Here is a 23,145-nt window from a genome sequence, read left to right on the forward strand (position 1 = left end):
ACTGCGGAGACAAAGGCCATGAACGCCAGACGCTGCACCCGTCAAGGCGCGGCCCGTTTAGAAAGGGAGTTCCCCCAAGTCAACCATGCTTAGGGACAAGGGAAATCGCAGGCGACAATAAGGGTCAGTTACCCGCCGTCGCGCAATAATCGGGGAGGGCAATCGCGCCTGCGCCCTTGGTCTGCCAGGCGCCGCTGCCAATGCGGAAGGCCTGCCCGGTCTTTACACGGCTGGCGAGCGTCTGGCAGCCCGTGGCGGCGGCAACGTCGGCGACCGTTACCCCACGCTTGGCAGCCAGATCGGTATAGGCGGCACGGCGCTTGATATTGATCGAATCGACTTCGGCGCGGACATCGCCTGAGACGGAGCCGGAAATGCCCAGATAACCGTCCGACTGTTCGCCCACGGCGCCAGAGGCCATTGCCTGCGCAACGGCGCCGGTCTGCGCGCGTGCAGGCGCGGTAAGGGCAAGGCCGGTTGTCAGGGCGATTGCGGCACCGGCGGCGAGGAGGATGAATTTACGTGTCATTGCGGGAACAACTCCGGGTTATTCTGGATAAGGTCTTGTGCGTCACGTTGCAGGCGCACGACCACTTCCTGCTGCACCTTTACGTTCAGGTTGATTTCGATCGGCTTGTCCGGCGCGCGCACCTGAATGCAGCCCGCCAGGGACAGGCCGGTCAGGCCCAACGCAATGATGCTATATGTCTTCATTTAGGGTCCTTCGTTACGCTCTTGTCGCTTTCAGCAGGCTGAACGGCAAGCCCCATCGATGCTTCGACGCCGACTTTCATTTTGGCGGGCATGTCCGGCACGGGCGCATATTGATCGCCCAGGCTGCCGCGAATCAGGCCACTGGGGTCGACGAACGATTGCGCCGTGTTCATCAGCCCCCTGAACGGTGCTTCGATCCTGATATTAAAAAGGAAGGGCAAACCAATGAAATTACGGGCGATCCCAATCGGCGCTTCGCCCGGCGTACCGCGGTTGACGCCGTTGAATGACACCTGCGTCACCAGTTCCCCGTCTAGTGCGCCGTCCATCAAAATGGTCAGGCATTTATACTGAAGATGCTTGAGCGCATCGAACGCCATCTTGCCGAAAACGCCAAGCTGTTCGTTCGAAACAGGGCCGACATAGGCCAGGGTGCCGCTTTGCAGCGCCGGATCGCAAGTGATGCTGAGCGACTCCGTGTTCGCCAGGACGAGCGGCGCGCGTCCGATCTGCCGGGCGACGAGAACGCCGCCAACGATTCGTCCGCCCTTTTCGTCGAACACCATCGGCAGCAGGCCGTCATACGTGCCGGTCGCCGAGATATTGTCCAGATCGAGCGTCTGGATGAACGCGCCAGCATCCAGCCCCACGACGCGGAAGGCCATATTGCGCGGCTTGTCCGCGCTGAAATCCATTGTGGTGGGGAGCAAGCTGAGCTGTCCTCCCGCGAACGGCCACTCGCCGCTTTCGACACGCACTTGCTGATTGGCGAGCAATTGATAGCGCACGACGCCATCGGTGACTTCGACGCCGGGATTGACCGTCTTGATGCGGGCGATCTGGCTGGGGGCGGAGACCAGGCCGATCAGGTCGGTGAAACGCAGTTCGCCCGAGAGGCCGGTCACGGGGCCGAAAGCGGCGGCCAGATCCATGTTGTCGGTGTGGAATGTGCCGTCGCTGGTGACCGTGTCGTCGGCCCAGCGAATCTGTCCTTTGCCTGCCACCGTGCCACGCGCATTGGCCACCACGCCGAGCGCAAGGCGCGTGAGCATTTCGGGCTGGAGTGCAGAGGTGAATGCGACGCCAGGCACGTCGAGATCGGCTTGCCCCTTTCCGCTGCCCAGTTGATGGACGATATCGGTGCGGGCGACCAGCGCGCCCGTCTTCGGTTCGAGCAAGCTGCCCTTTGCGGTAATCTGGCTGTTACGCAGCGTAAGCGCAAAGTCCCGGCTGACGAGCGGCTCGAAGCGGTTGGGCGCAGCGGCATCGGTGAGCGTCAGTGCACCATCGACGCGCAGAGTGCTGGCGGCATAGCTCCATTTGCCTGCCGCATCGCCGACCAGCAGCGGGATGGTTCCGATGCGGCCACTTGTCCCCGCCATGGTGCCGGAAAGGCCCTTGGCATCCATCTTCCCCGCCAGCGTTGTAGCGTTAAGACGCACGGGCGCCGCCGGATCGCCCAACAGCAAGAGCGCGTTGCGCAGATCGAAGGTCCTCGTGGCGAGCGATCCACGCGCAGCGTCTGCGGAAAGCGTCATCGCACTGCCGCCCAGCGTTCCTTTCAGGCGCAACGCCTCGATCGCTGCGCCGCCGGTCAGACCTTGCGGACCGTACGCCAGCAAGGCGTTGCCGCGATCGGGGCACAGCGCCATCCGCGTGGTGCCCAAGGCGAAGCTACCGAACTTCAGGCTGTCGAGCGTCAGAGGGGCGCAACGCGGGTTGACGGTGAGCGTGCCATTGGCGGCGACTTGCCCTGCCACGGGCAGCGCAAGTCCACGCACCGCACCGCCGTCCAGCGGGCCGTCCAGCCGAATCGCCGTGGTGAAGCGCGTTATGCCGCCTGCGCCCGCAGAAAAGCGTACCGGCTCCAGCGCAAGGCGTGCGCCTCGTGCGGTGTAGGGGTCGACGAACAACTGCCCTGCCAGCCCGCCGCCGGGCCGCTGCGCAAGGCGCAGGGCTGCACGGGGCAATCCGCCGCCGTCGGTGGTCATGCTGCCGTTCAATGCCCAGCCAAGGCCGCCCCCGGCCTTGGGCCAGTCAAGTTTGACGCTGCTGCCTTGCCCCAATCCTGCACGCGCGCCGCTGCGGCTGGTGAAATCGGCGGCAGTGATCGTCGCGGACCCGGTGGCGCCCTTCTGCGCCATGCTGAAACGCGCTTGCGCCCGGTTGTCGCGGCTGGCGGCGCGGACGGCGTCGGCAAAGCGGATGGCGAGCGGCGCGACGGGCGACCCAGCGGTCGATGCGCGCAGTCCGGCGAGCGGATCGGGACCGGCCATCGCCAGTCTATTTGCCGAAAGCGCACCGTCGATCCTCGCATCCATGCCGTCAGGGGTCGGTGCCACTTGAAAGGCACCGGTCAGTTCGGTGCGTGCAGACCGGATGTCGCCGCGCTGCACCGCTGCTGCGGCGAGATCGATCTGCCCGCGGGTCTGCTTGGCGGTTCCGTCGAAGCCGATGCGCCCGCCGGGCTTCACAAGCGTAACGTCCGCAGCCTTTGCCGAGAACGCGGTCAGATCGACATGGCCTGTCCATCTGTCGAGGGCCGCCGATAACGTTATGTCGGTATCGAAGACCGGCTGGGCGATCCCGATGCCGCTACCTTTGCATCCCAGCGCTGCCCCACGCACCGGTCCGCGAAACTGCGGCCGCCCTTCGCGCATTGCAATGTCGAGCCATGCGGTGCCTTCCGTAAGAGCACAGCCGGCAGCCGCCAGCTTCGGCATGACCGCAGCCAGCTTTCCACGGAAGCCGGAGCGTAAATTACCATCGCCATCCAGCTTAAGCCCCACCGAGCCATAATCCGTGTCCAGCCGCATGCGGGCATCGTTTAGCCCCAGTTTGATGTCGGGCAGGCTGAACGGTGCGGTGGAATCGGTAGAACGGAACCGGTCCAGTTCGCCAAGCGACAGCACACCGTTTCGCAATGTCCCTGACATTCGGACACCGCCTGCGCGAACGGCCACGACCGTTGGCGTCAGGCCCGCGAGCGACAAGTCGATTTCCACCCATCGGGCCGTCAGATCGGGATGGGCCGGATCGCCAAGGACGATATTTTCGATTCGCTGGGTGCGCAGCCCGATATCGACAATGTCGTAATCTGCGCGGACGCCCAGACTATTGAGTTCGCGGCCGATGAAATTCTCGGCAATCGGCTGCCGCTGGGTCCATACGGAGATCGCGACGAGCGCAAGCACGCCAGCACTGCCCATCGCCCAACGTACCGCTGTACCGCGGCGCGTCGACGGCGCGGGGGGTGCGTCGCGCACCTCATCGCCAATGTCACCGCTCATATCTGCGCCACCCCGGCCTTTTTATGCATTGCCTGTAAGAACCCGTAACGCATGAACAACATCTGACCAGTGGGAAATATCCTTGCGGCGCAATTCACTCGCCTCTAACCCTGCGTTGCATGAGCGAAAGCGATGCACCGGCGGGGCCGGGCCACGGCGGAACGGGGCATCGCGCCCGATTGCGGCAGCGGCTGGCCGATGGGGGCCCCGATGCGCTGCTGGATCATGAACTGATCGAATATCTGCTGGCGCTGGCAATCCCGCGGCGCGACACGAAGCCGCTGGCCAAGGCATTGCTGCATCGTTTCGGTGGCATTGGTGGCGTGCTGACGGCCGACTGGCGCGCACTGTCGCGGGAGCCGGGCATGGGCGACACCAGCGTCGCTGCGATCAAGATCGCGCAGGCAGCAGCATTGCGTCTGCTCAAGGCCAAGGTCGTCGAGCAACCGGTGCTGTCCAGTTGGGATGCGCTGCTCGACTATCTGCGCGCCGACATGGCGTTTCTGACGGTAGAGCGCGTGCGCGTGCTGCACCTCAACAGTCGCAACATGCTGATTCGCGACGAGCATATGGGCGATGGGTCAGTGGACGAAGCGGCGATCTACACGCGCGAAGTCATCAAGCGCGCGATCGATCTGGGGTCGACTTCCCTGATTCTTGTTCACAACCATCCCAGCGGTGCGCCCGAGCCCAGCCAGCAGGACATCGCGGTGACCCGGCAGATCGTGGACGCCGGAAAACGTCTCAATATCGTGGTGCACGATCACATCATCATCGGCAGCCAGGGGCATAGCAGTTTCAGGGCGCTGGGGCTGATGTGACAAGTCTCGCCGTTGCTTTCGCATAACGGAACATTGGAACGCCATCGCCCAACGAAAAAGCCCGGCAGATTTCTCCGCCGGGCTTTCCGTTTTATTGATCCGCAGACTGCGCTTAGTCGCGGTTGCCCATGAAGCGGAGGAGGAACATGAACATGTTGATGAAGTCGAGGTAGAGCGTCAGCGCGCCCATCACGACCGATTTGCCCATGAACTCGGTTCCGGCAACCTGTGCGTACATGCTCTTGATCTTCTGCGTGTCGTAGGCAGTGAGGCCCGCGAACAACAGCACGCCGATGGCGCTGATGGCGAGGTCCATGACGCTCGACTTAAGGAAGATGTTGATGAGCGATGCGACGATCAGGCCGATCACGCCCATGATCAGGAACGTGCCGAAGCCCGACAGATCCTTCTTCGTGGTGTAGCCGAACAGGCTAAGCCCCGCGAAAGCCGCAGCAGTCGCAAAGAAGGTCTGCGCGATCGACGTGCCGGTATACACCAGGAATATCGTCGAGAGCGACAAACCCATCACGCCTGCATAGGCCCAGAACAGCATCTGCGCCGTCGCGGTCGACAGCTTGTTGATGCCGAAGCTGAGCACCATCACGAACACCAGCGGCGAGAACATGATGACATATTTCAATATGCCCGGGCCCATCATGATCTGGGCAGCGGGCGACGTCGCCCCGCCCCATGAGAACAGCAGCGCGACGAGGCCCGTCAGCAGCACACCGCTTGCCATGTAGTTGTAAACGGACAGCATGTAGGACCGCAGCCCCGCGTCGAACGCAGCACCGCGTGTTTCCACGCCAGCGCCGAAGCCCGTGCGAAAGCCGGTGTCCGGCGTCCGGGGGTCAGACCAGTTAGCCATTGTAATTCGTCTCCTTTGCGTCGGCGCGTAGTGCCGACATGCTCTATAATATCGGAGGAGTGAGTTAATATTCAAGGAAAACCGGGCGTCGTTCGTCGAATTAACCTCCAATTCGGTGCAGCAACAATCGGGACATGTTTCCGCTGCTTCGACAAAAGCTCCGGCAATATGCAGCAATGACTGCACATACTGCCGAAGCTGGTCGGTCAGCCGAGCGTAAGCACCCCGCAGGCCAGCCGATCGCCAGCCTTTCCGGCGGGGTCGCTCTTGTTATCGTCCGGCAGCGCATGCACCACGACAGCGGCGCCGTCGGCGTCGAACAAGGGGGTCGTGCCATCCGACAATGCGCCGCCAGCGATGGTGTATTCCAGCGTACCGCGACCATCCGCATTGACCGTCATGTTCGGCATGTCGCCCATGTGGCTGCCCATCGGGTTTTCCATTCCATGCTGCTTGCCCATCGGGTTCCAGTGTCCACCTGCGCTGGTGAAGGCAGGGGCGGTGCAGGTGCCGGTCGTATGAACATGGACGGCGTGAACGCCGGGGGTAAGACCCGTTGCCGCAACCGTCACCTTAAGTCCGGACGTCGTCTGCGTCACCTTGGCAACGCCATGGCTGGTTCCATCTGCGCCCAGCAAGGTCGTGTTCGCGCTCGCACCCTGACCCGTGCCCATTGTGGCGCAGGCAGGAAGGGCGAGGATGGCGGCGGTGGCGAACAATAGCGATGCGGTTTTCATGGGGGCGTTCCTTTTTGGGTAATGCGGATGACGGGATAACCGATAATATCTGCAGCACCAACGCAGCAGTCGTGCGGTTGTTGCCTGCCCGTCGCAGGTTTATGAGCTGCGACGGGTGCGGAAGGCTTCGACTCGGGCGGTAAATTCCGCGCGGGTGAAGGCATCGCGGAACATCATGAGAGTTTCGGGGTCATCGTCGGTCTGGCCATCCACGATACGACGGATGATGTTCTTGGTGGAGCGTACCGAATGTTGCGCGTTGGCGGCGATGGTTTGTGCCACTGTCGTGGCGCGGGCCATGGGGTCTTCCGCAATTTCCTCGATCAGACCGATGCTGAGGGCTTCGGCGGCATCGATCAGGGCGGCGGTATAGAGCAGGCGTTTGGCCTGACCCGGACCGACCAGGCCGACCAGCAATTTTGTGTCGAACAGCGAATAGACGATGCCAAGTTTGGCGGGGGTGATGCCAAGCCGCGCCGTGGGCGCAGCGACGCGGATGTCGCAAGCCATGGCGAGGCCGCAACCACCGCCGATGCAATCGCCGTCGATTGCTGCGATCACCGGCTTTGACGCATGGGCCAATGCGGCGTGGCTGGCGCGAATGGCGGACTGGTTAGCAATGCGCCAGTCTTCGTTGTCGCTGTGCATAGCAAATTCGCCGATGTCGGCACCCGCACAGAACAAGCCGGGAGTCGCGGAGGTCAGGATGAGAACGGCAATGCTGTCATCTGCCATCACTTCTTCCACCAGAGCGGGAAGCGCGGCCCACATCTCCTGAGTCATGGCGTTGCGCTTGTCCGCCCGGTCGAACAGCAGGCGCGCGATAGCGCCGTCGCGTTCGAGGCGCAGGGTCATGCGGGCCACCCCTCCAACATAGGCACGAGATCGTCGAAATGGTGAATGACGGCATCTGCTTCCAGATCCTCGACCGGGCCATCGAGGAACCCGAAGCTGACGGCGATGCTGGCGATGCCCGCATTGCGTGCGCCCGCTATGTCGTTGATCGTGTCGCCCAGAAACGCAGTGCGTCCACCGCCTGCGCGCGCGATCATCTCGCGAATGGGCGCGGGGTCAGGCTTTGCGATGCCAACGGTATCGCCGCCGATGATGGTGGCGAAGCGATCCGAAAGCCCGATTTGCTCCATCAGGGGAATGGCGAACCGCTCCGCCTTGTTGGTACAGATGGCGAGTTTCAGGCCGCGGGCGGCCAGCGCATCGAGCATGGCCACACAGCCGGGATAGGGGATCGAATGGATCGCCAGATTCTGCTGATAATAATCCAGCAGCACCGGCAGGCGATCATCCAGCAGCGCAGGCGTGCATTCGCCCGACGCCGCAAGCGCGCGTTCCAGCATGACGCGCGCGCCCTTGCCCACGAACGGGCGGATCGCGTCGGGAGGATAAGCGGGGCGGCCGATGGCGGTGATCGCGTGGTTGACCGCCGCGGCAAGGTCTCCGCTCGTGTCGAGCAAGGTGCCGTCCAGATCGAAGCCAATAATATCGAAAGGAATCTCTACCATAGCGCGCGCCATGCCCCTTGCGCTGTGGCCATTGCAAGCCAAACATGGCAGTGAATGACGCACAAGCATCCGATTTGATCTGCAGGACATTCCCCTATCGTGACACGCCCCATCGCCGCTATCATCCTTGCCGCTGGGCAGGGGACTCGCATGAAATCCAGCACGCACAAGGTGCTGCATCCGGTCGCGGGGCGGCCGATGCTGTTGCATCTGCTAGCGAGTCTTTCCGAACTCGCGCCGGAGCGGCAGGTGGTCGTTGTGGGCGCGGGACGCGAGCAAGTCGAGGCGGCGGTTGCTGGCCACGGAGTCGATATCGCTGTGCAGTCCGAACAGCTTGGCACCGGCCATGCCGTCGCGCAGGCGCACGATGCGCTGGCCGGGTTCGTGGGCGATGTGCTGATTCTTTATGGCGACGTGCCGCTCATCAGTACTGCGACGATGCGCGCTTTGCTTGATCGCCTGAACCGGGGCGACGATCCGCGCGCGGTGGTGCTGGGCTTCCGTGCGGAGAATGGCGGCGCTTATGGACGAATCATCGCGGACGGGCAGGGGATCATCGAAAAGATGGTCGAATATAAGGATGCGACTGAGGCCGAGCGCGCCGTCACCCTGTGCAATTCAGGGTTGATGGCGACGCGCTCGACCGACCTGTTCGTGCTGCTCGATCAGATCGACAATGCCAATGCGGCAGGCGAATATTATCTGCCCGACATCATCATGCTGCCGGGGCAGAAAAGCGCCGTGGTGGAGACTGACTCGTTCGAAGTGGCAGGCGTGAACAGCCGGATCGAACAGGCGCAGGTTGAGGCGGCGTGGCAGGCCCAACGGCGCTTGGAGGCAATGCGCGACGGCGTGACTCTAGTGGCGCCCGAAACGGTATTCTTCAGTCACGACACGGTGCTGGGCCGCGATGTTACAGTGGAGCCGCATGTGGTGTTCGGCCCCGGCGTGGGGGTGGAGGATGGCGTGACCATCCACGCCTTCTCCCATTTGGAAGGCGCAACTGTGCGGACAGGCGCGGAAGTCGGTCCCTATGCGCGGTTGCGGCCCGGTGCCGACATCGGCATGAAGGCCAAGATCGGCAATTTCGTCGAAGTGAAGAAATCGGTGCTGGGCGAAGGTGCGAAGGTCAATCACCTGTCCTATATCGGCGATGCGACTGTAGGCGCAGGCGCGAACATCGGCGCGGGGACGATCACGTGCAACTATGACGGCTTCATGAAATACCGGACGGAGATTGGCGCGGGCGCATTCATCGGATCGAACAGCGCATTGGTGGCACCGGTGACCATCGGCGACGGCGCGATTGTGGGAGCGGGGTCCGTGGTAACGCGCGATGTGGAAGCGGATGCACTTGCCATCGCGCGCGGAAAGCAGGAAGCGCGGCCGGGATGGGCAAAGCGCTTCCGCACGAAGATGGCCGAGCGGAAGGCAGCTAAGAAGGTAGCGAAATAATATGTGTGGCATAATCGGCATTGTTGGCGCTGCGGAAGTTTCCGACCGGCTTGTGGACGGGCTCAAACGGCTGGAATATCGCGGCTACGACAGCGCGGGGGTCGCGACGATCCATGATGGCGCCATCGAGCGGCGACGTGCCGAAGGGAAGCTGCTGAACCTTGTCCGCGAACTGCGCGACGAGCCTTTGCCGGGAACGACTGGGATCGCGCATACCCGCTGGGCGACGCATGGCGCGCCGACGACCAGCAACGCGCATCCCCATGCGACCGGCGAAGTCGCGCTCGTCCACAATGGCATTATCGAGAACTTCAAGAGCCTGCGCGATGAGCTGATAGCGCGCGGGCGGCATTTCGACAGCGAGACCGATACCGAAGTCGTCGCGCATCTGATCAGTGAGAAGGTCGAGCAGGGGCTGGACCCGCGCGATGCCGTGGCGCAGGTGCTGCCGCGCCTGCATGGTGCCTTCGCGCTCGCGATCCTGTTCCGCAGCTATCCCGATCTGCTGATCGGCGCGCGGCTGGGTTCGCCGCTTGTGGTCGGCTATGGCGATGGAGAGACCTATCTTGGGTCGGACGCACTGGCGCTGGCGCCTTTGACGCAGCGTATCGCCTATCTGGACGAAGGCGACTGGGTGGTCATTACCAAGGATGGCGCGGAGATTTTCGACAAGGACAATCAGCCTGTCGAACGCCCTATCACGATTTCCGGCGTGTCCGGCGCGATGATCGACAAGGGCAATCATCGCCATTTCATGCAGAAGGAAATTTACGAGCAGCCGGTCGTCGTCGCGCAGACGCTCAGGTCCTATCTGCGTCGAATGGAAAATCAGGTGGCGTTGCCTGACATGGATTTCGATCTGGGCGGCGTGAAGCGCATCACCATCGTGGCGTGCGGCACCAGCTTTTATGCGGGCATGGTCGCGAAATATTGGTTCGAAAAATTCGCGCGCATTCCCGTCGACATCGATGTGGCGAGCGAGTTCCGCTATCGCGATCCGGTGCTGGAAAAGGGCGGCCTCGCGCTGTTCATCAGCCAATCGGGCGAGACGGCGGACACGCTCGCTGCGTTGCGCCATGCCCGGTCGCAAGGGCAGATCATCGCGGTCGTCGTGAATGTGCCGACCAGTTCGATGGCGCGCGAGGCGGACTTGCTGCTCCCCACCCATGCCGGACCGGAAATCGGTGTGGCATCGACCAAGGCGTTTACGTGCCAACTGGCTGTGCTGGCCGCGCTGGCCGCCAATCTGGCGCGAGCGGCAGGGCGGTTGACGCCGGAAGAGGAAGCCGAGATCGTCTGGCACCTGTCCGAAGCGCCCGCCGCGATGAACGAAGCGCTGGGCCACGATGCCGAGATCGAAGCGATGGCGCATCTGATCGCCCCGGCGCGCGACGTGCTGTATCTGGGACGTGGCCCGGACTATCCGATGGCACTGGAAGGTGCGCTGAAGCTTAAGGAAATCAGCTACATCCATGCCGAAGGCTATGCGGCGGGAGAGATGAAGCATGGCCCCATCGCACTGATCGACGATGCCGTGCCGGTGATAGTGATCGCGCCGTCAGGGCCATTGTTCGAGAAGACCGTCAGCAACATGCAGGAAGTGCAGGCCCGCGGCGGCAAGGTCGTGCTGATTTCCGATGCGGAAGGCATTGCTGAGGCAGGCGACAACTGCATGGCCACCATTGAAATGCCCAAGGTGCATCCGTTGATCGCGCCTTTGGTCTATGCGGTGCCGGTGCAGTTGCTGGCTTATCATGTTGCGGTGCTGAAAGGCACGGATGTCGATCAACCGCGCAATCTGGCAAAATCCGTTACGGTGGAGTAAGAAAGCGCGCAGGCCGGGGCGGTGCTGGACGATTATATCGTCCGAAGCCGCAACCGATCCCGGTCATGGGGGTTTAGCATTCCCGTCTGCCGCCGTGGCAATACCCCGATCTTTTGAAAGCGACCGAGATGCCTATTGCCAGACAGCGCGTGGAAAATGGCGGTTTCGTGCTGTTCCTTGCCCTCGCTTCGCTCGGCCTTTTGTGGATCGTCACGCCATATCTCGGTGCGCTGTTTTGGGCCTTGCTTGCAGCATTGCTGTTCCAGCCGCTGTTTCAGATAGTGCTGGAACGGTGGCCGGACCGACGGAATATGGCGGCGGCCCTGACCTTATTGATCATCACTGTAGCAGTGGTCATCCCGGCATTGATCATCGCCAGTCTGGTGGTCGATCAGGCGGCAGGCGTCTATGAACAGATGCGCAGCGGACAAATCAATTTTGCATCCTATTTCCAGCAGGTACGCGATGCCCTTCCGCTCCGTCTACGGCGCATGCTGGATACCTCCGGCTTCGGCAGCTTCGAAATGGCGCAGGCCCGGATTTCTCAGGCAGTCAGCAACAGCGTCAGTATGATTGCGCGTCAGGCGCTGTCGATCGGGGCCAATGCGGCCGCATTTCTGCTGGCCTTCGCGGTGGGATTGTACGTCACTTTCTTCCTGTTGCGCGATGGCGACCGGCTGGGGCCAACCATTGTTCGGGCGCTGCCGCTGAACCCCTCCATTGCCGATCGATTGGCGGAGAAATTCTGCGCCGTGGTGCGTGCTACCCTTAAAGGCTCCGGCCTTGTGGCGTTGGCGCAGGGTGCGCTTGGCGCGGTGACGTTCTGGATCGTCGGACTGCCCGCCGCGCTGCTTTGGGGCATGTTGATGGCTATTGCGGCATTGTTGCCCGCTATTGGCCCTGCGATTATCTGGGCGCCGGTGGCGGTCTATCTGTTTGCGACAGGCGCTATATGGCAGGCCATCGTCGTCATCGCGTCCGGCGTGGTCGTGATCGGCCTGGCCGACAATCTCCTTCGGCCCATGCTCGTCGGGCGCGATGCGGGTATTCCCGACTGGCTGGTGCTGGTGACGACGTTGGGCGGGATCGAAATTGCCGGACTTACCGGGATCGTCGTCGGGCCAATGGCAGGGGCTTTGTTCGTGACCGGATGGCAGATCATGACGGAGCAACGCGCGCGCAAGCAAGAGGCTTTGGCCGATCCTGTCCCCGGCGCATCCGCAATCCCCTGATCTCGTTTTCTAAAATTCAAGCCAATTCAAATATTTGACCCTTCGGTTCGTTGATGGCGGAACAATCCCGCTATCAAGGCGTCTCTTGTCGAGTGTTGTTGCCGCATTGCCATTGGGATCGCTACCCGATGCATTGCATCGGCAAGGGGGTTCGACGGAAATTATGCGGGTTAAGACTGCCGTTAAAAGGCTATATATTGCTTCGGCGGTTTGCACTTTCCCTCATGCGATAAGCGCACAGGTTTCACAGCAGGCACCTGCAGTAACCGTACCCGCGAGCGAAACGCCGCCTGACATTATAGACGACAAGAGTTTCGAGGCGCAGCTTCCTCAGGTCGATGAAGATCCCAACGCGCCGCTGACGTCCATCGAAACCTTCATGGATCAGTCCGCGCCTGCCGAACGCGCTACAGAACTTCCTCCCGTAACACCCACGCCGGTCGATACCGAACTGGCTCAACCGCTCGCCCCGCTCGAAGGGTTCGATGTCGTACCAGTGACTGTTGCGGCGGATGCGGCCACCGACACGCCGTCTTCCGTGCGCTATAGCGTCGCGGTTGAAGGGTTCGAAAATACCGGGCTGGCGGATGAGTTCAAAGCGCTTTCGGCGCTGGAAGATGGCAATGGAAAAGCCGACACTGCAGCGATGGTGCAGGCGCGTGCGCGGGAGGATGAGGCGCTTGCTCTAAGGCTGCTGCGCTCGGCGGGCTATTATGATGGCACGGCACTTAGCTCCCTAGAGCAGTCGGCCTCTGCGGATGGTGGGCCAGCAAACCGGGCCTTGAAAGCCGTCGTCACCGTGGTGCCCGGCAGACAATATACGCTCGGCGAAATCGTCATCACGGCGCAGCCCACGACGCCGCCCAACCTGATTCGTGACAACCTGCCGCTCAAGACCGGCGATCCAATTGAGACAGTGCGGGTGGAAGCGGCTGAGGCGAATGTCAGCCTGACCCTGCCGCAAAACGGTTATCCCTTCGTCAAGCTGGGCGAGCGCGACATCGTGCTCGATGGCGTGACGCTGACGGGTGACTATACCTTGCCTGTCGATACCGGCCCGCGCAGCACCTTCCGCACGATCACCACCAGCGGCAAGCAAGCCTTCGATGCGGAGCATATCGGCGTCATCGCGCGGTTCGACCAGGGTGACCTCTATGACAGCCGCAAGGTCGACGATCTGCGCCGCGCCTTGGTCGCCACCAGCCTGTTCTCCAGCGTATCGGTCGAACCGGTGCGCACTGGGCAGATCGCGCCAGACGGCACCGAATATGTAGACATGCAGGTCGAGCAGGACGCCGGACCCGCGCGCACGCTGGCGGGCGATGCAGGTTATGGCACGGGGCAGGGGTTCCGCGCGGAAGCAAGCTGGACCCACCGCAACCTCTTCCCACCCGAAGGCGCGCTGATCGGCAATGTCATCGCCGGTACGCAGGAACAGGGCGTGTCCGGCACGTTCCGTCGGTCCAATGCAGGCAGGCGCGACCGTACGGTGCAGGCGTCGGTCGGCATCAATCGGCAGGACTACGCAGCCTATGAAGCGTTCACCGCCACGGTCGCGGGCAGCATTTCGCGCGTCTCGACGCCCATCTTCCAGAAGCGGTGGACATGGTCCTATGGCTTTGAAATTCTTGCCTCAAATGAAACGACCCTTAATCTGGATACAGGCGACAGCAAGCGGCTGACCTATTTCATCGGCGCACTGCCGGGGCAATTGGGCTATGACCGATCGGACGATTTGCTCAATCCTACCAAGGGCTTCCGCGTAAACTTGCGCATTTCTCCGGAGGCCTCACTGCAAGGCGGCGTGTCGCCCTATGCGCGTGCCAGTTTGGACGTGTCGGGTTATTATCCGGTCTCCGACAGTCTGGTGATTGCCGGTCGCACGCGGGTCGGCACGATTGCCGGTGCAGCGCGCGACGACATCGCGCCATCCCGGCGCCTTTACGCAGGCGGCGGCGGATCGGTGCGCGGCTTCGGGTTCCAGCAGCTCGGCCCGAAGGACGCGAACAACGATCCCATTGGCGGTCGCTCGGTCAACGAATTCGCACTGGAGGCACGCTATCGCTTCGGCAATTTCGGGATCGTGCCGTTTGTCGACGCAGGTCAAGTGTACGAAGGATCGACTCCCAGCTTTTCCAATATTCGCTTTGGCGCAGGCATCGGCGGCCGCTTCTACACCAATTTCGGGCCGTTCCGCGCCGACATAGCGATGCCGCTCAACCGGCAGCCGGGTGAGTCGAAGGTCGCAATCTATATCGGCATCGGGCAGGCTTTCTGATGGCGGACGACGACAACAGCGTGGCCGTTGCAGAGCCGAAAAAGCGCCGGTTTCCGGTTCGTAAAGTGGCGCTGGGCATTGGCGCAGTCCTGATCGGACTGGTTTTGCTCATCGGCTTATTGCTGCTCGGGCTGAACACTTCACCCGGCAAACGGTTTCTCGTCGGCCAGATTCAGGCGCTCAAGCTGGAATCGGGTATGGGCATCAGTATGGGCCGGATCGACGGGTCGATCTATGGCGACATGGTCATTCATGACCTTATCCTGCGCGATACCAAGGGCGTGTTCGCTGTCAGCCCGGAAGTCCGCGTGGCGTGGAGCCCCTTCCAGTATCTGCGTAGCCACATCGATGTGCGCAGCGTGACTTCGCCGCTGATCGTTGTCGCGCGGACGCCGGTGTTCAATGAGACGCCGACCGATCCCAACGCGCCGCTGCTGCCCGATCTCGACATCGACATTGATCGGCTGAAAATCGACAAGCTGATCCTTGCCCGCGGTGTCGCGGGCGCACGGCGCATCGCCTCCATCGATGCAGTCACGCACATCGCCGATGGCCGCGCACAAATCACCGCAGACGCGCGCGCCGACAGTGGCGACCGTCTCCGCGCGTCACTGGACGCAGTGCCGAGCGAAAACAGACTGTCGATGGCGGGAACGCTCAATGCGCCCGCAGGCGGTCTGGTCGCCAGCATGGCGGGCCTCACCGAAGCGTTGACCGTACGGCTGGACGGCAAAGGAAGCTGGCAAGCGTGGAAGGGGCAACTGCTCGCCACCTCACGAAAGGGGAACATTGCGAACATTGCTCTCGACGCCCGCAACGGGACGTTCGCCGCCAAGGGGCCGTTGCAGCCCGGCCTCATCATGGAAGGGCCCGTGCAGCGGCTAACGTCCCCTGCGCTCGCCCTCGACATGACCGCAACGCTGGCCGAACGGCGCGTGACTCTTCGTGCTGCCATGCAGTCGAGCGCGCTGCGGGCAACCGCCAATGGTCTGATTGACCTAGCCAGCAGTCGCTTCGGCGCGTTGAAGATCGACGCGCAGTTGCTAACCCCCGGCGCGATCATGGAGAATGTACGCGGACGCGACGTGCGCGCATCGGTAACGCTGGACGGACCGTTCGCCACGCCGTTTATGGATTACGACCTGACAGCAGCACAGATCGCTTTCGACGCAACCGGGATCGAAGGATTGCGGGCATCGGGCCGCGCGGTCATTGATGCCGACCGTATCCGCATTCCCGTGAATGCTCAGGCGCGTCGCGTAACGGGCCTGAATGCAGCCGCCGGTGTTTTGCTTCAGAATCTGCGCGTGAAGGGCGACTTCGCTTATGCCTCTGGCAAGCTCATCAGCGACAATCTGAAGATCGACAGCGACAAGGTCGATGCGACCGCCATCGTGATCGCGGACTTGCCCAATGGGCTGTATCGCGGTGCGCTGAAAGGGCGCGTCAACGATTACCGTATCGATGGCGTGGGCATCGTCAACCTGACGACCGACGTAAAGCTGGTGCCGGGTGCCAAAGGCGGCTTCGGACTGTCCGGGCGCTTCGGCGTACGCACGGCACGGTGGGAAAAGGCATCGGTCCGCGATTTCCTCGGCGGCAATGCGCTGCTCTCGGGGCGGATCGGCATGACGCCGGAGGGGGCATTCACGCTTGCCGACCTGAAGGGCGGAGCGCCAAACTTCACGATACTGTCCGGATCAGGCCGCTATAACGCCGATGGGACTTTGGCGTTCGTTGCGGCAGCCAGCTCCCGGCAATATGGTCCGCTTGCGCTCACGGTGCGCGGAACGGTTGACCGTCCGCAGGCCGTGTTGCGCGCGGCGCGGCCCAATGTCGGCGTGCAACTCACCGACGTTGTGGCAAAGCTGAATGGCGAGGCGGCAGGCTATCGGCTGGAAGCGACCGGCGGCTCCCCTTATGGTCCGTTCTTCGCCAATGTCCTTATCCGCACGGCGCGCGGTCCGCTCACCATCGATATCACGCGCGGACGGTTTGCAGGTGTCGACTTTTCCGGCACACTGCAACAGGCCGCCGCCGGACCGTTTATGGGGCAATTACGCCTGAACGGGTCGGGCATTGCCGGAACCGTCCAGCTCGCCAATGCCAGCGGAACGCAAAGCGTCGATGTGAAGGCCACTGCCAGCAATGCGAAATTGCCGGGCGATCTCAATATCGTCATCGGGCGCGCCATCGTGAACGCCTCGATCCTGCTGTACGATACGCCACAGATGGTAGCCGACGTCCAATTGGCGAACACTGCCTATGGCGATTATGTCGTCCGTCAGGCGCGCGGCAAGGTGAACTATCGCGGCGTTCGCGGCACGGCGCAACTGGTCGCATCGGGCAGCAGTGGCGTACCCTTCACGCTCGCGATGAACGCTGCACTCCGTCCCAATCTTTACGCGGTGGCCCTGAAAGGCACGGCGGATCGTATCGCCTTCCGGCTGGCCAAGCCTGCCATTATTCGCGGCGAGACAGGCGGCTATCGTCTGGAGCCCACAACACTGGTGCTACCGCAGGGCAATGTCGATCTGGCGGGCCGCTTTGGCGACCGGACGAGCCTGCAGGCGCGGATGAAGGATTTCGACCTCGCCATCGCCAATATCTTCGCGCCGGGGCTCGGGATCGGCGGCAAGGCGACCGGCACGCTGGACTTTGCACAGACGGGCAACGCCTTCCCCACCGCAACCACGCAACTCGCCATCAGCAACTTCACCCGCTCCAGCCTGACCGCTGTTTCGGAGCCGGTTGCGATCAGCGTGCAGGGCAAGCTGTTGCCGAGCGGCGCGGATGTCCGCGCACTCATTCGCCGCAATGGCACGGCGCTTGGTCGCGCGGTGCTGACGATGCAACCTCCCTCCGGTTCGGGAAGCTGGATGGAGCGGCTGATGGCGGCACCTTTGGGTGGTGGCATTCGCTACAATGGGCCAGCCGACGTACTGTTCTCTCTGGCGGGACAGGCGGATCAACAACTGACCGGCGGCATCGCCGTGGCGGCAGACTTCAGTGGCCGGGCCAATGATCCCCGCTTCAACGGCCTCGTTCGCGCCAACGCCCTGACCTATGAAAACGAAACATTCGGCACGCAGGTTACGAACATGCGGCTGGATGGTCGCTTCACGAACGACCGGCTCGAAATTCGCCAGTTCAGCGGGCGGGCAGGCGAAGGAACCGTTCAGGCAAGCGGCACCGTGAGCCTCTCATCGGCCAACGGCTTCCCCATGAATATCAAAATCCTCTTGGACCGCGCACGACTGGCGCGTAGCGATGCCTTGGGCACGGTGGTCAGCGGCAACTTGGCGGTGACGAACAGTGCCGCGGACGGCGCGCTGGTAGCAGGCGAACTGACGTTGCCCGAATTGCGCTATCAGATCATCCGGCAGGGCGGCGCAGAGGTGCGGGAACTCAAGGGCGTCCGTCGCAAGGGCGAAGCGCTGCCTGTACCCGGTGCACGCCCGCAAACGGCCTCTGCGCCCAGCCTGTTCAAGCTCAACATCCGCGTGCGGGCGGATAATCAGATATTCGTGACCGGCATGGGCCTGGAATCCGAATGGGAAACCGATCTGCGCATCACGGGTACGACGGCTGCACCGCGTGTTACCGGATCGCTGGATGTTATCCGCGGCACTTACAGCTTTTCGGGCAAGCGCTTCGAACTCGATCGCGGCCGCATCACCTTCAACAGCAACGACCTGATGAACCCCACCATCAACATTTCGGCCAGCACCACGGTCGATAATGTAAGCGCGATCCTGAATGTCACCGGGACCGCACAAAACCCGCAGATCGCGTTCACCTCGACACCCAGCCTGCCGCAGGACGAAGTGCTTTCGCGCATCCTGTTCGGCAGCAATGTCGCCAACCTGTCTCCAACACAGGCGATCCAGTTGGCCGCCGCGCTCAACGGTTTGCGCGGCAGCGGCGGCGGGCTCAATCCGCTCGGCAAGTTGCAAGGCGCCTCTGGTATCGACCGGTTGCGGATATTGGGCGCGGACAAGGCCAGTGGGCGCGGCACGTCGCTGGCCGCAGGGCAGTATCTGACCAACAATGTCTATGTGGAGATCATCACCGACGCGCGGGGCTTTGCCTCCACGCAGCTGGAAGTGGCATTGTCGAAGGCGCTCAGCATCTTGTCTCAGACGGGCGGCGCGGTCGGCACTTCGGTCAATGTACGCTATTCGAAGGACTATTGATTTCGCGCAGTCAGTTTAATCCTTTCTGGCCGGAACCGCTTCCCCTGTTGCCGCATTAATCATGCAACAGAAACAGGGGTTTGACACATGGGAACGATTACCAAATTGGCAGCGACCGTCGTCGGTGCGCGCGTGGCTGGTGCCTCAAATAAGTACGGCCTGATCGGCGTTGCAGCCGGTGCGCTTGCCGCCCGCGCCGTCGTGCGCTGGCCGCTCACTGCCATGATGGTTGGCGGGGCCTATGCGGCCAAGAAGATGCTGGCGAAGAAAGAGGAAATCGACGTCAAGGGGCCGCGCACGACGGCGATCTCTGATGGGTTGGTTGAGCCCGGCTCGAAGCCCGTGACCGAACCCAGCCGCATTCCCGATCAGGCGTGAGTGGAGGGACGGGCGTTGCCGCCCGGTCACCCCGCGAACTGCCGCGCGCCGCATGGCGCGCGATACTGGGCCGTGTCTGGGTCAATAATGGCGAACATAACCTTAGCCTGATGTCGGCGGGCGTAGCCTTCTACGCCTTCCTGTCATTTGTGCCATTGTTGGGCGCCTTGGTCATGAGCTACGGATTGATTGCCGATCCGGCAACGGTCGGTCAGCATATGAAAATGATCATCGACCTCGTTCCCGCCGATGCTGCGCGCCTCATATATGAGCAGTTGATCAACCTGACCACGGCGGCTGCGAGCCAGAAAGGCCTCGGCCTGCTGACTGCTCTGCTTGTATCGATATACGGTGCAACGCGGGCATCGGGCGCGCTCATTACGGCTCTTAATGTGATCTATGAGGAGCGGGATCGCCGGGGAATCATCCGTGGTACGGCAACGTCGGCGATGCTGATTGTCGGCGCAGTCATGATCGGGATCGTCGGCGTCATCGCGGCCACGATGATGGGCTATGCCCGCGATCTCCTGATCGGAACGGGGCCGATAGGCGTGCTGGTCGTCAAGCTGTTGACTTGGCTCGCCGCCGGAACGCTATGTTGTTTTACCATAGGTTCCATGTATCGCTTCGCGCCGGATCGTTCGGATGCGCGATGGGAATGGCTGAGCGTGGGTTCAGTCGTCGCGACGATCCTATGGTTGGTGGCGACTTTGGGCTTCGGCATATATGCCTCCAGATTCGGCGATTACGATGCGACTTACGGCTCCTTGGGTGCCGTGGTCGTGCTGCTCATGTGGCTTTACGTGTCGGCTTATGCGATTTTGATCGGCGGCTTGATCAATGCCGAAACCGAACGGCAGACAGCGCATGATACCACGACGGGGCGGGAGCGTCCTTTGGGCCAAAGAGGCGCGGTGATGGCGGATACGAGCGCCGCCCTTTCCCAGACAGCCAAGCCAGACTGACCCGTTATCGGCACGTCCACGCTCAGAATCTCCATCCTGACTGTATAGCGCACCGGTTGGCCGCAGGCGGGTTGCTCTGAAGCGCTTCGCGCTCTTGGTCCGCCGCATGAAGATGCCGCGCTTATTTAACTCGGTCGCCCACGACATGGCGATCGATCTGGGTACTGTAAATACCGTCGTGTATGTCCGTGAAAAAGGGATCGTTCTTAACGAACCGTCGGTCATCGCTATCGAAACCCGCAACGGCCTGCGCCGGGTAAAGGCGGTGGGGGACGAAGCCAAGCTGATGATGGGCAAGACCCCCAGCGACATTCAGGCGATCCGCCCGCTCCGCGACGGCGTGATCGCGGACATCGATGTAGCCGAGCAGATGATTAAGCATTTCATGGATAAGGCGCTGGGCGGCCCCAGCCGAATGCCACGCCGCTTTGAAGTCGTGATCTGCGTCCCTTCAGGCTCTACGATGGTTGAACGGCGCGCAATCCGCGATGCGGCATCCAATGCTGGCGCGTCTCGCGTACAATTGATTGAGGAGCCAATGGCGGCGGCAATCGGGGCGGGGCTTCCGGTGACGGAACCGATCGGCGCGATGGTGGTGGACATCGGCGGTGGGACGACCGAAGTCGCGGTACTGTCGCTGCGCGGCATTGCTTATGCCAATTCCGTCCGTGTCGGCGGTGACAAGATGGACGATGCGATCTCATCCTACATCCGTCGCAAGCACAATCTTATGATTGGCGAAGTCACGGCGGAGCGGGTCAAGCATATGATCGGCTCTGCAGTCATGCCGGACGGGGAGGGGAATCTCCTGCGCGTCAAGGGCCGCGATCTGGTCAATGGCCGCCCCTCCGAATTGCAGGCAACAGAGGCCGAAATCTACGAAGCACTGGCCGAACCGGTGGCGCAGATCATCAGTGCGGTAATGTCCGCGCTGGAACAGACCCCGCCTGAGCTTTCGGCAGACATCATCGAAGAAGGGATTACCCTGACCGGTGGTGGCGCATTGCTCGGACATATGGACGAGGCTCTGTCAGAAGCGACCGGATTGCCGGTGAAGGTGGCGAAAGATCCTCTGATCTGCGTTGCCATGGGTGCCGGGCTGGCGCTGGAAGATCCGGCCTATAACGGCGTACTTGCCGCGAACTAGGGCTTTAGAGCGCTTCCATCATCGCCTTGGATAGCGTGTCTGCCCACCGTTCCTGACCGGATGCGTTTCCTATCGCATCCTGGCGGACTTCGATTTCGACATAAGGGAGGCGGTTTGGAAAGGCGTGGCGAGGGACGGTGTAGTCGGTTTCGTCCATTGCATAAGGTACGTTATCGCCAACGATCAGGCCCGCATTCGTTCGCAAGCTTTCAAGCATCCGCAGCGCAAAATCCAACTGTCCCGTCCAGTGCAATATCCCGATGTCCCATGGTCGCGCTATGCCGTTCATGACTGGGGTGAAGCTATGCAGCGATATAAGCACGGTTGCTTGCCCATTGGCAGATCGCTGAGAGATGATGTTACCGATGGCGTCATGATAGGGCCTGTGAATTGCGTCGATGCGCGCTTTCCGCGCTGTCGTATCCAGACCTTCGTTGCCGGGTATTCCGGTGCCGTCCGATACAGTCGGCATCGCGCTGGCATGGGCAGGGTCGCGATTGCAATCGATCACCAGCCGAGAATAGACTTGATGCAGAAAGGGCGCGTCTAGCAATCGCGCGAGAGCATGGCCCAGACCGAATACACCGATGTCCAGCGCAATGTGCCGCTGTCGATCCGCAGCGCTCACCCCCAGATCGCCAAGTTCCGATGGGATCGCCGACCCTGCATGATCGCCGATCAGTAGGAACGGCGAACGACCTGCCGCGTTGAACAATCCAAATGGTGCTGTATCGTCAGGACTTAACAGCTCATTTGCCGTGTGCGCGGCCATCAGGATTTGCCCCAATGCCGTTGCTTACTATCCGCCATGTCACCACTTATCGTTACAAGCAGCCGGTGTCTTTGGGTGAACATCGCATCATGATGCGCCCGCGTGAGGCATTTGACCAGCGCCTGCTGTCCGCGCGTCTCGACATCGATCCACAACCCAGCGAACTGCGTTGGCAGCATGATGTATTCGGCAATTCGGTCGCGATTGCGCTGTTCAATCGCAATGCTTCGCACCTGATCGTGAAAAGTGAAGCCACCCTTGAACATGCGCCGCTCGGTCAGACGCAGGTCGATGTAGAGCCCTATGCGCGGCTGTTTCCCTTCACCTATTCCTCGGAAGACATGCCCGATCTGTTGCGTTCGATAGAACGGCAACATCCCGATCCGGAACGCATCCTGGATAATTGGGCGCGGGCTTTTGTCAGCAATACCGGAAACACCGGCACAGTTGCCCTGTTGACCCAGATCGCGACCAGCATTCAGCGTGACTTCACTTATGTCCCTCGACATGAAAAGGGGACACAAACCCCGATTGAAACGCTGAAAAAGCGCCAGGGCACCTGTCGAGACTTTGCGGTACTAATGATCGAAGCGGTACGCGCACTGGGTTTTGCGGCGCGGGTCGTGTCGGGTTATGTCTATAATCCGTCCCGTACCGAAGGAATGGTCGGCGGCGGTAACACCCATGCGTGGGTCCGCATTTTTCTGCCCGGATCGGGATGGGTCGAGTTCGATCCGACCAACGGTATCATCGGCAATCGCGGTCTCATCCGTGTGGCGATTGCCCGCGATCTGTATCAGGCGCTGCCTTTGTCGGGCACATGGTTCGGCTTGCCTGCCAGCTTCATTGGCATGGACGTCAAGATCGACGTGCAATCCGCCGACCCTCATCAATTCCCCGCGACCGCTCATGGTGCCATCAACAGCCGACTTATCGGCGCATAAGGA

Annotated in this window: 18 protein-coding genes; 10 read left to right on the forward strand and 8 right to left on the reverse strand. The window is 61.9% G+C overall.

Annotation, left to right across the window (positions count from 1 at the left end):
- Positions 1-124: 124 nt before the first annotated feature.
- From QMG56_RS01415 to QMG56_RS01425, 3 genes are read right to left on the reverse strand one after another with little or no spacing between them, the layout of a single operon-like run.
- Positions 125-529 (reverse strand): YdbL family protein, encoded by a 405-nt coding sequence (locus QMG56_RS01415; protein WP_230188596.1) that lies wholly within the window; start codon positions 527-529, stop codon positions 125-127.
- Positions 526-714, reverse strand: a complete 189-nt coding sequence (locus QMG56_RS01420) for a YnbE family lipoprotein (protein WP_230188595.1) — start codon at positions 712-714, stop codon at positions 526-528. The genes QMG56_RS01415 and QMG56_RS01420 overlap by 4 nt, the downstream gene beginning before the upstream one ends.
- Complete coding sequence (locus QMG56_RS01425; protein ID WP_281820783.1) at positions 711-4,004, reverse strand: YdbH domain-containing protein; 3,294 nt, start codon at positions 4,002-4,004, stop codon at positions 711-713. Before QMG56_RS01425 ends, QMG56_RS01420 begins: the two co-directional genes overlap by 4 nt.
- Before the next feature lie 119 nt (positions 4,005-4,123).
- Here QMG56_RS01425 and radC point away from each other — a divergent pair, with 119 nt between their 5' ends.
- Entirely contained in the window at positions 4,124-4,825 is a 702-nt protein-coding gene (gene radC, locus QMG56_RS01430; protein WP_281820784.1) for a DNA repair protein RadC, read from the forward strand.
- Between the two features lie 112 nt (positions 4,826-4,937).
- On the opposite strand, the gene QMG56_RS01435 is transcribed toward radC, so the two are convergent.
- The 4 genes from QMG56_RS01435 to QMG56_RS01450 form a co-directional block, all read right to left on the reverse strand.
- The gene (locus tag QMG56_RS01435) at positions 4,938-5,693 is read right to left on the reverse strand and encodes a Bax inhibitor-1/YccA family protein (RefSeq protein ID WP_230188592.1); all 756 of its coding nucleotides are present in this window, start codon (positions 5,691-5,693) and stop codon (positions 4,938-4,940) included.
- Between the two features lie 206 nt (positions 5,694-5,899).
- A complete protein-coding gene (locus QMG56_RS01440; protein ID WP_230188591.1) occupies positions 5,900-6,430 on the reverse strand; it encodes a superoxide dismutase family protein in 531 nt (176 codons plus the stop codon).
- Between the two features lie 99 nt (positions 6,431-6,529).
- Positions 6,530-7,285, reverse strand: a complete 756-nt coding sequence (locus QMG56_RS01445; protein ID WP_281820788.1) for an enoyl-CoA hydratase/isomerase family protein — start codon at positions 7,283-7,285, stop codon at positions 6,530-6,532.
- Entirely contained in the window at positions 7,282-7,950 is a 669-nt protein-coding gene (locus QMG56_RS01450) for an HAD family hydrolase (RefSeq protein WP_281820972.1), read from the reverse strand. The genes QMG56_RS01445 and QMG56_RS01450 overlap by 4 nt, the downstream gene beginning before the upstream one ends.
- A gap of 150 nt (positions 7,951-8,100) precedes the next feature.
- Between QMG56_RS01450 and glmU the strand changes: the two genes are divergently transcribed.
- The 8 genes from glmU (at position 8,101) to QMG56_RS01490 (ending at position 21,426) form a co-directional block, all read left to right on the forward strand.
- Complete coding sequence (gene glmU, locus QMG56_RS01455; protein ID WP_281820789.1) at positions 8,101-9,405, forward strand: bifunctional UDP-N-acetylglucosamine diphosphorylase/glucosamine-1-phosphate N-acetyltransferase GlmU; 1,305 nt, start codon at positions 8,101-8,103, stop codon at positions 9,403-9,405.
- Position 9,406: 1 nt separating this feature from the next.
- Positions 9,407-11,230: a glutamine--fructose-6-phosphate transaminase (isomerizing) gene (gene glmS / locus QMG56_RS01460; protein WP_281820791.1), complete on the forward strand. Its 1,824-nt coding sequence runs from the start codon at positions 9,407-9,409 to the stop codon at positions 11,228-11,230.
- A gap of 128 nt (positions 11,231-11,358) precedes the next feature.
- Complete coding sequence (locus QMG56_RS01465) at positions 11,359-12,462, forward strand: AI-2E family transporter (RefSeq protein ID WP_281820792.1); 1,104 nt, start codon at positions 11,359-11,361, stop codon at positions 12,460-12,462.
- A gap of 163 nt (positions 12,463-12,625) precedes the next feature.
- A complete protein-coding gene (locus tag QMG56_RS01470; protein ID WP_281820793.1) occupies positions 12,626-14,740 on the forward strand; it encodes an autotransporter assembly complex family protein in 2,115 nt (704 codons plus the stop codon).
- Positions 14,740-18,936: a translocation/assembly module TamB domain-containing protein gene (locus QMG56_RS01475; RefSeq protein WP_281820795.1), complete on the forward strand. Its 4,197-nt coding sequence runs from the start codon at positions 14,740-14,742 to the stop codon at positions 18,934-18,936. Before QMG56_RS01470 ends, QMG56_RS01475 begins: the two co-directional genes overlap by 1 nt.
- Positions 18,937-19,023: 87 nt before the next feature.
- Complete coding sequence (locus QMG56_RS01480) at positions 19,024-19,314, forward strand: hypothetical protein (protein WP_230188583.1); 291 nt, start codon at positions 19,024-19,026, stop codon at positions 19,312-19,314.
- Entirely contained in the window at positions 19,311-20,279 is a 969-nt protein-coding gene (locus QMG56_RS01485) for a YihY/virulence factor BrkB family protein (RefSeq protein WP_281820796.1), read from the forward strand. The genes QMG56_RS01480 and QMG56_RS01485 overlap by 4 nt, the downstream gene beginning before the upstream one ends.
- A gap of 106 nt (positions 20,280-20,385) precedes the next feature.
- Positions 20,386-21,426 carry a rod shape-determining protein gene (locus QMG56_RS01490; protein WP_281820797.1) on the forward strand — a complete coding sequence of 347 codons (1,041 nt, stop codon included), beginning with the start codon at positions 20,386-20,388 and terminating at the stop codon, positions 21,424-21,426.
- 4 nt (positions 21,427-21,430) lie between these two features.
- On the opposite strand, the gene QMG56_RS01495 is transcribed toward QMG56_RS01490, so the two are convergent.
- On the reverse strand, positions 21,431-22,198 hold the full coding sequence (locus QMG56_RS01495; RefSeq protein WP_281820798.1) for an N-formylglutamate amidohydrolase: 768 nt from the start codon (positions 22,196-22,198) through the stop codon (positions 21,431-21,433).
- Positions 22,199-22,212: 14 nt separating this feature from the next.
- Here QMG56_RS01495 and QMG56_RS01500 point away from each other — a divergent pair, with 14 nt between their 5' ends.
- Entirely contained in the window at positions 22,213-23,142 is a 930-nt protein-coding gene (locus tag QMG56_RS01500) for a transglutaminase family protein (RefSeq protein ID WP_230188580.1), read from the forward strand.
- Positions 23,143-23,145: the final 3 nt, after the last annotated feature.

The organism is Sphingobium sp. BS19, from assembly GCF_027925545.1.
Lineage (GTDB): Bacteria > Pseudomonadota > Alphaproteobacteria > Sphingomonadales > Sphingomonadaceae > Sphingobium.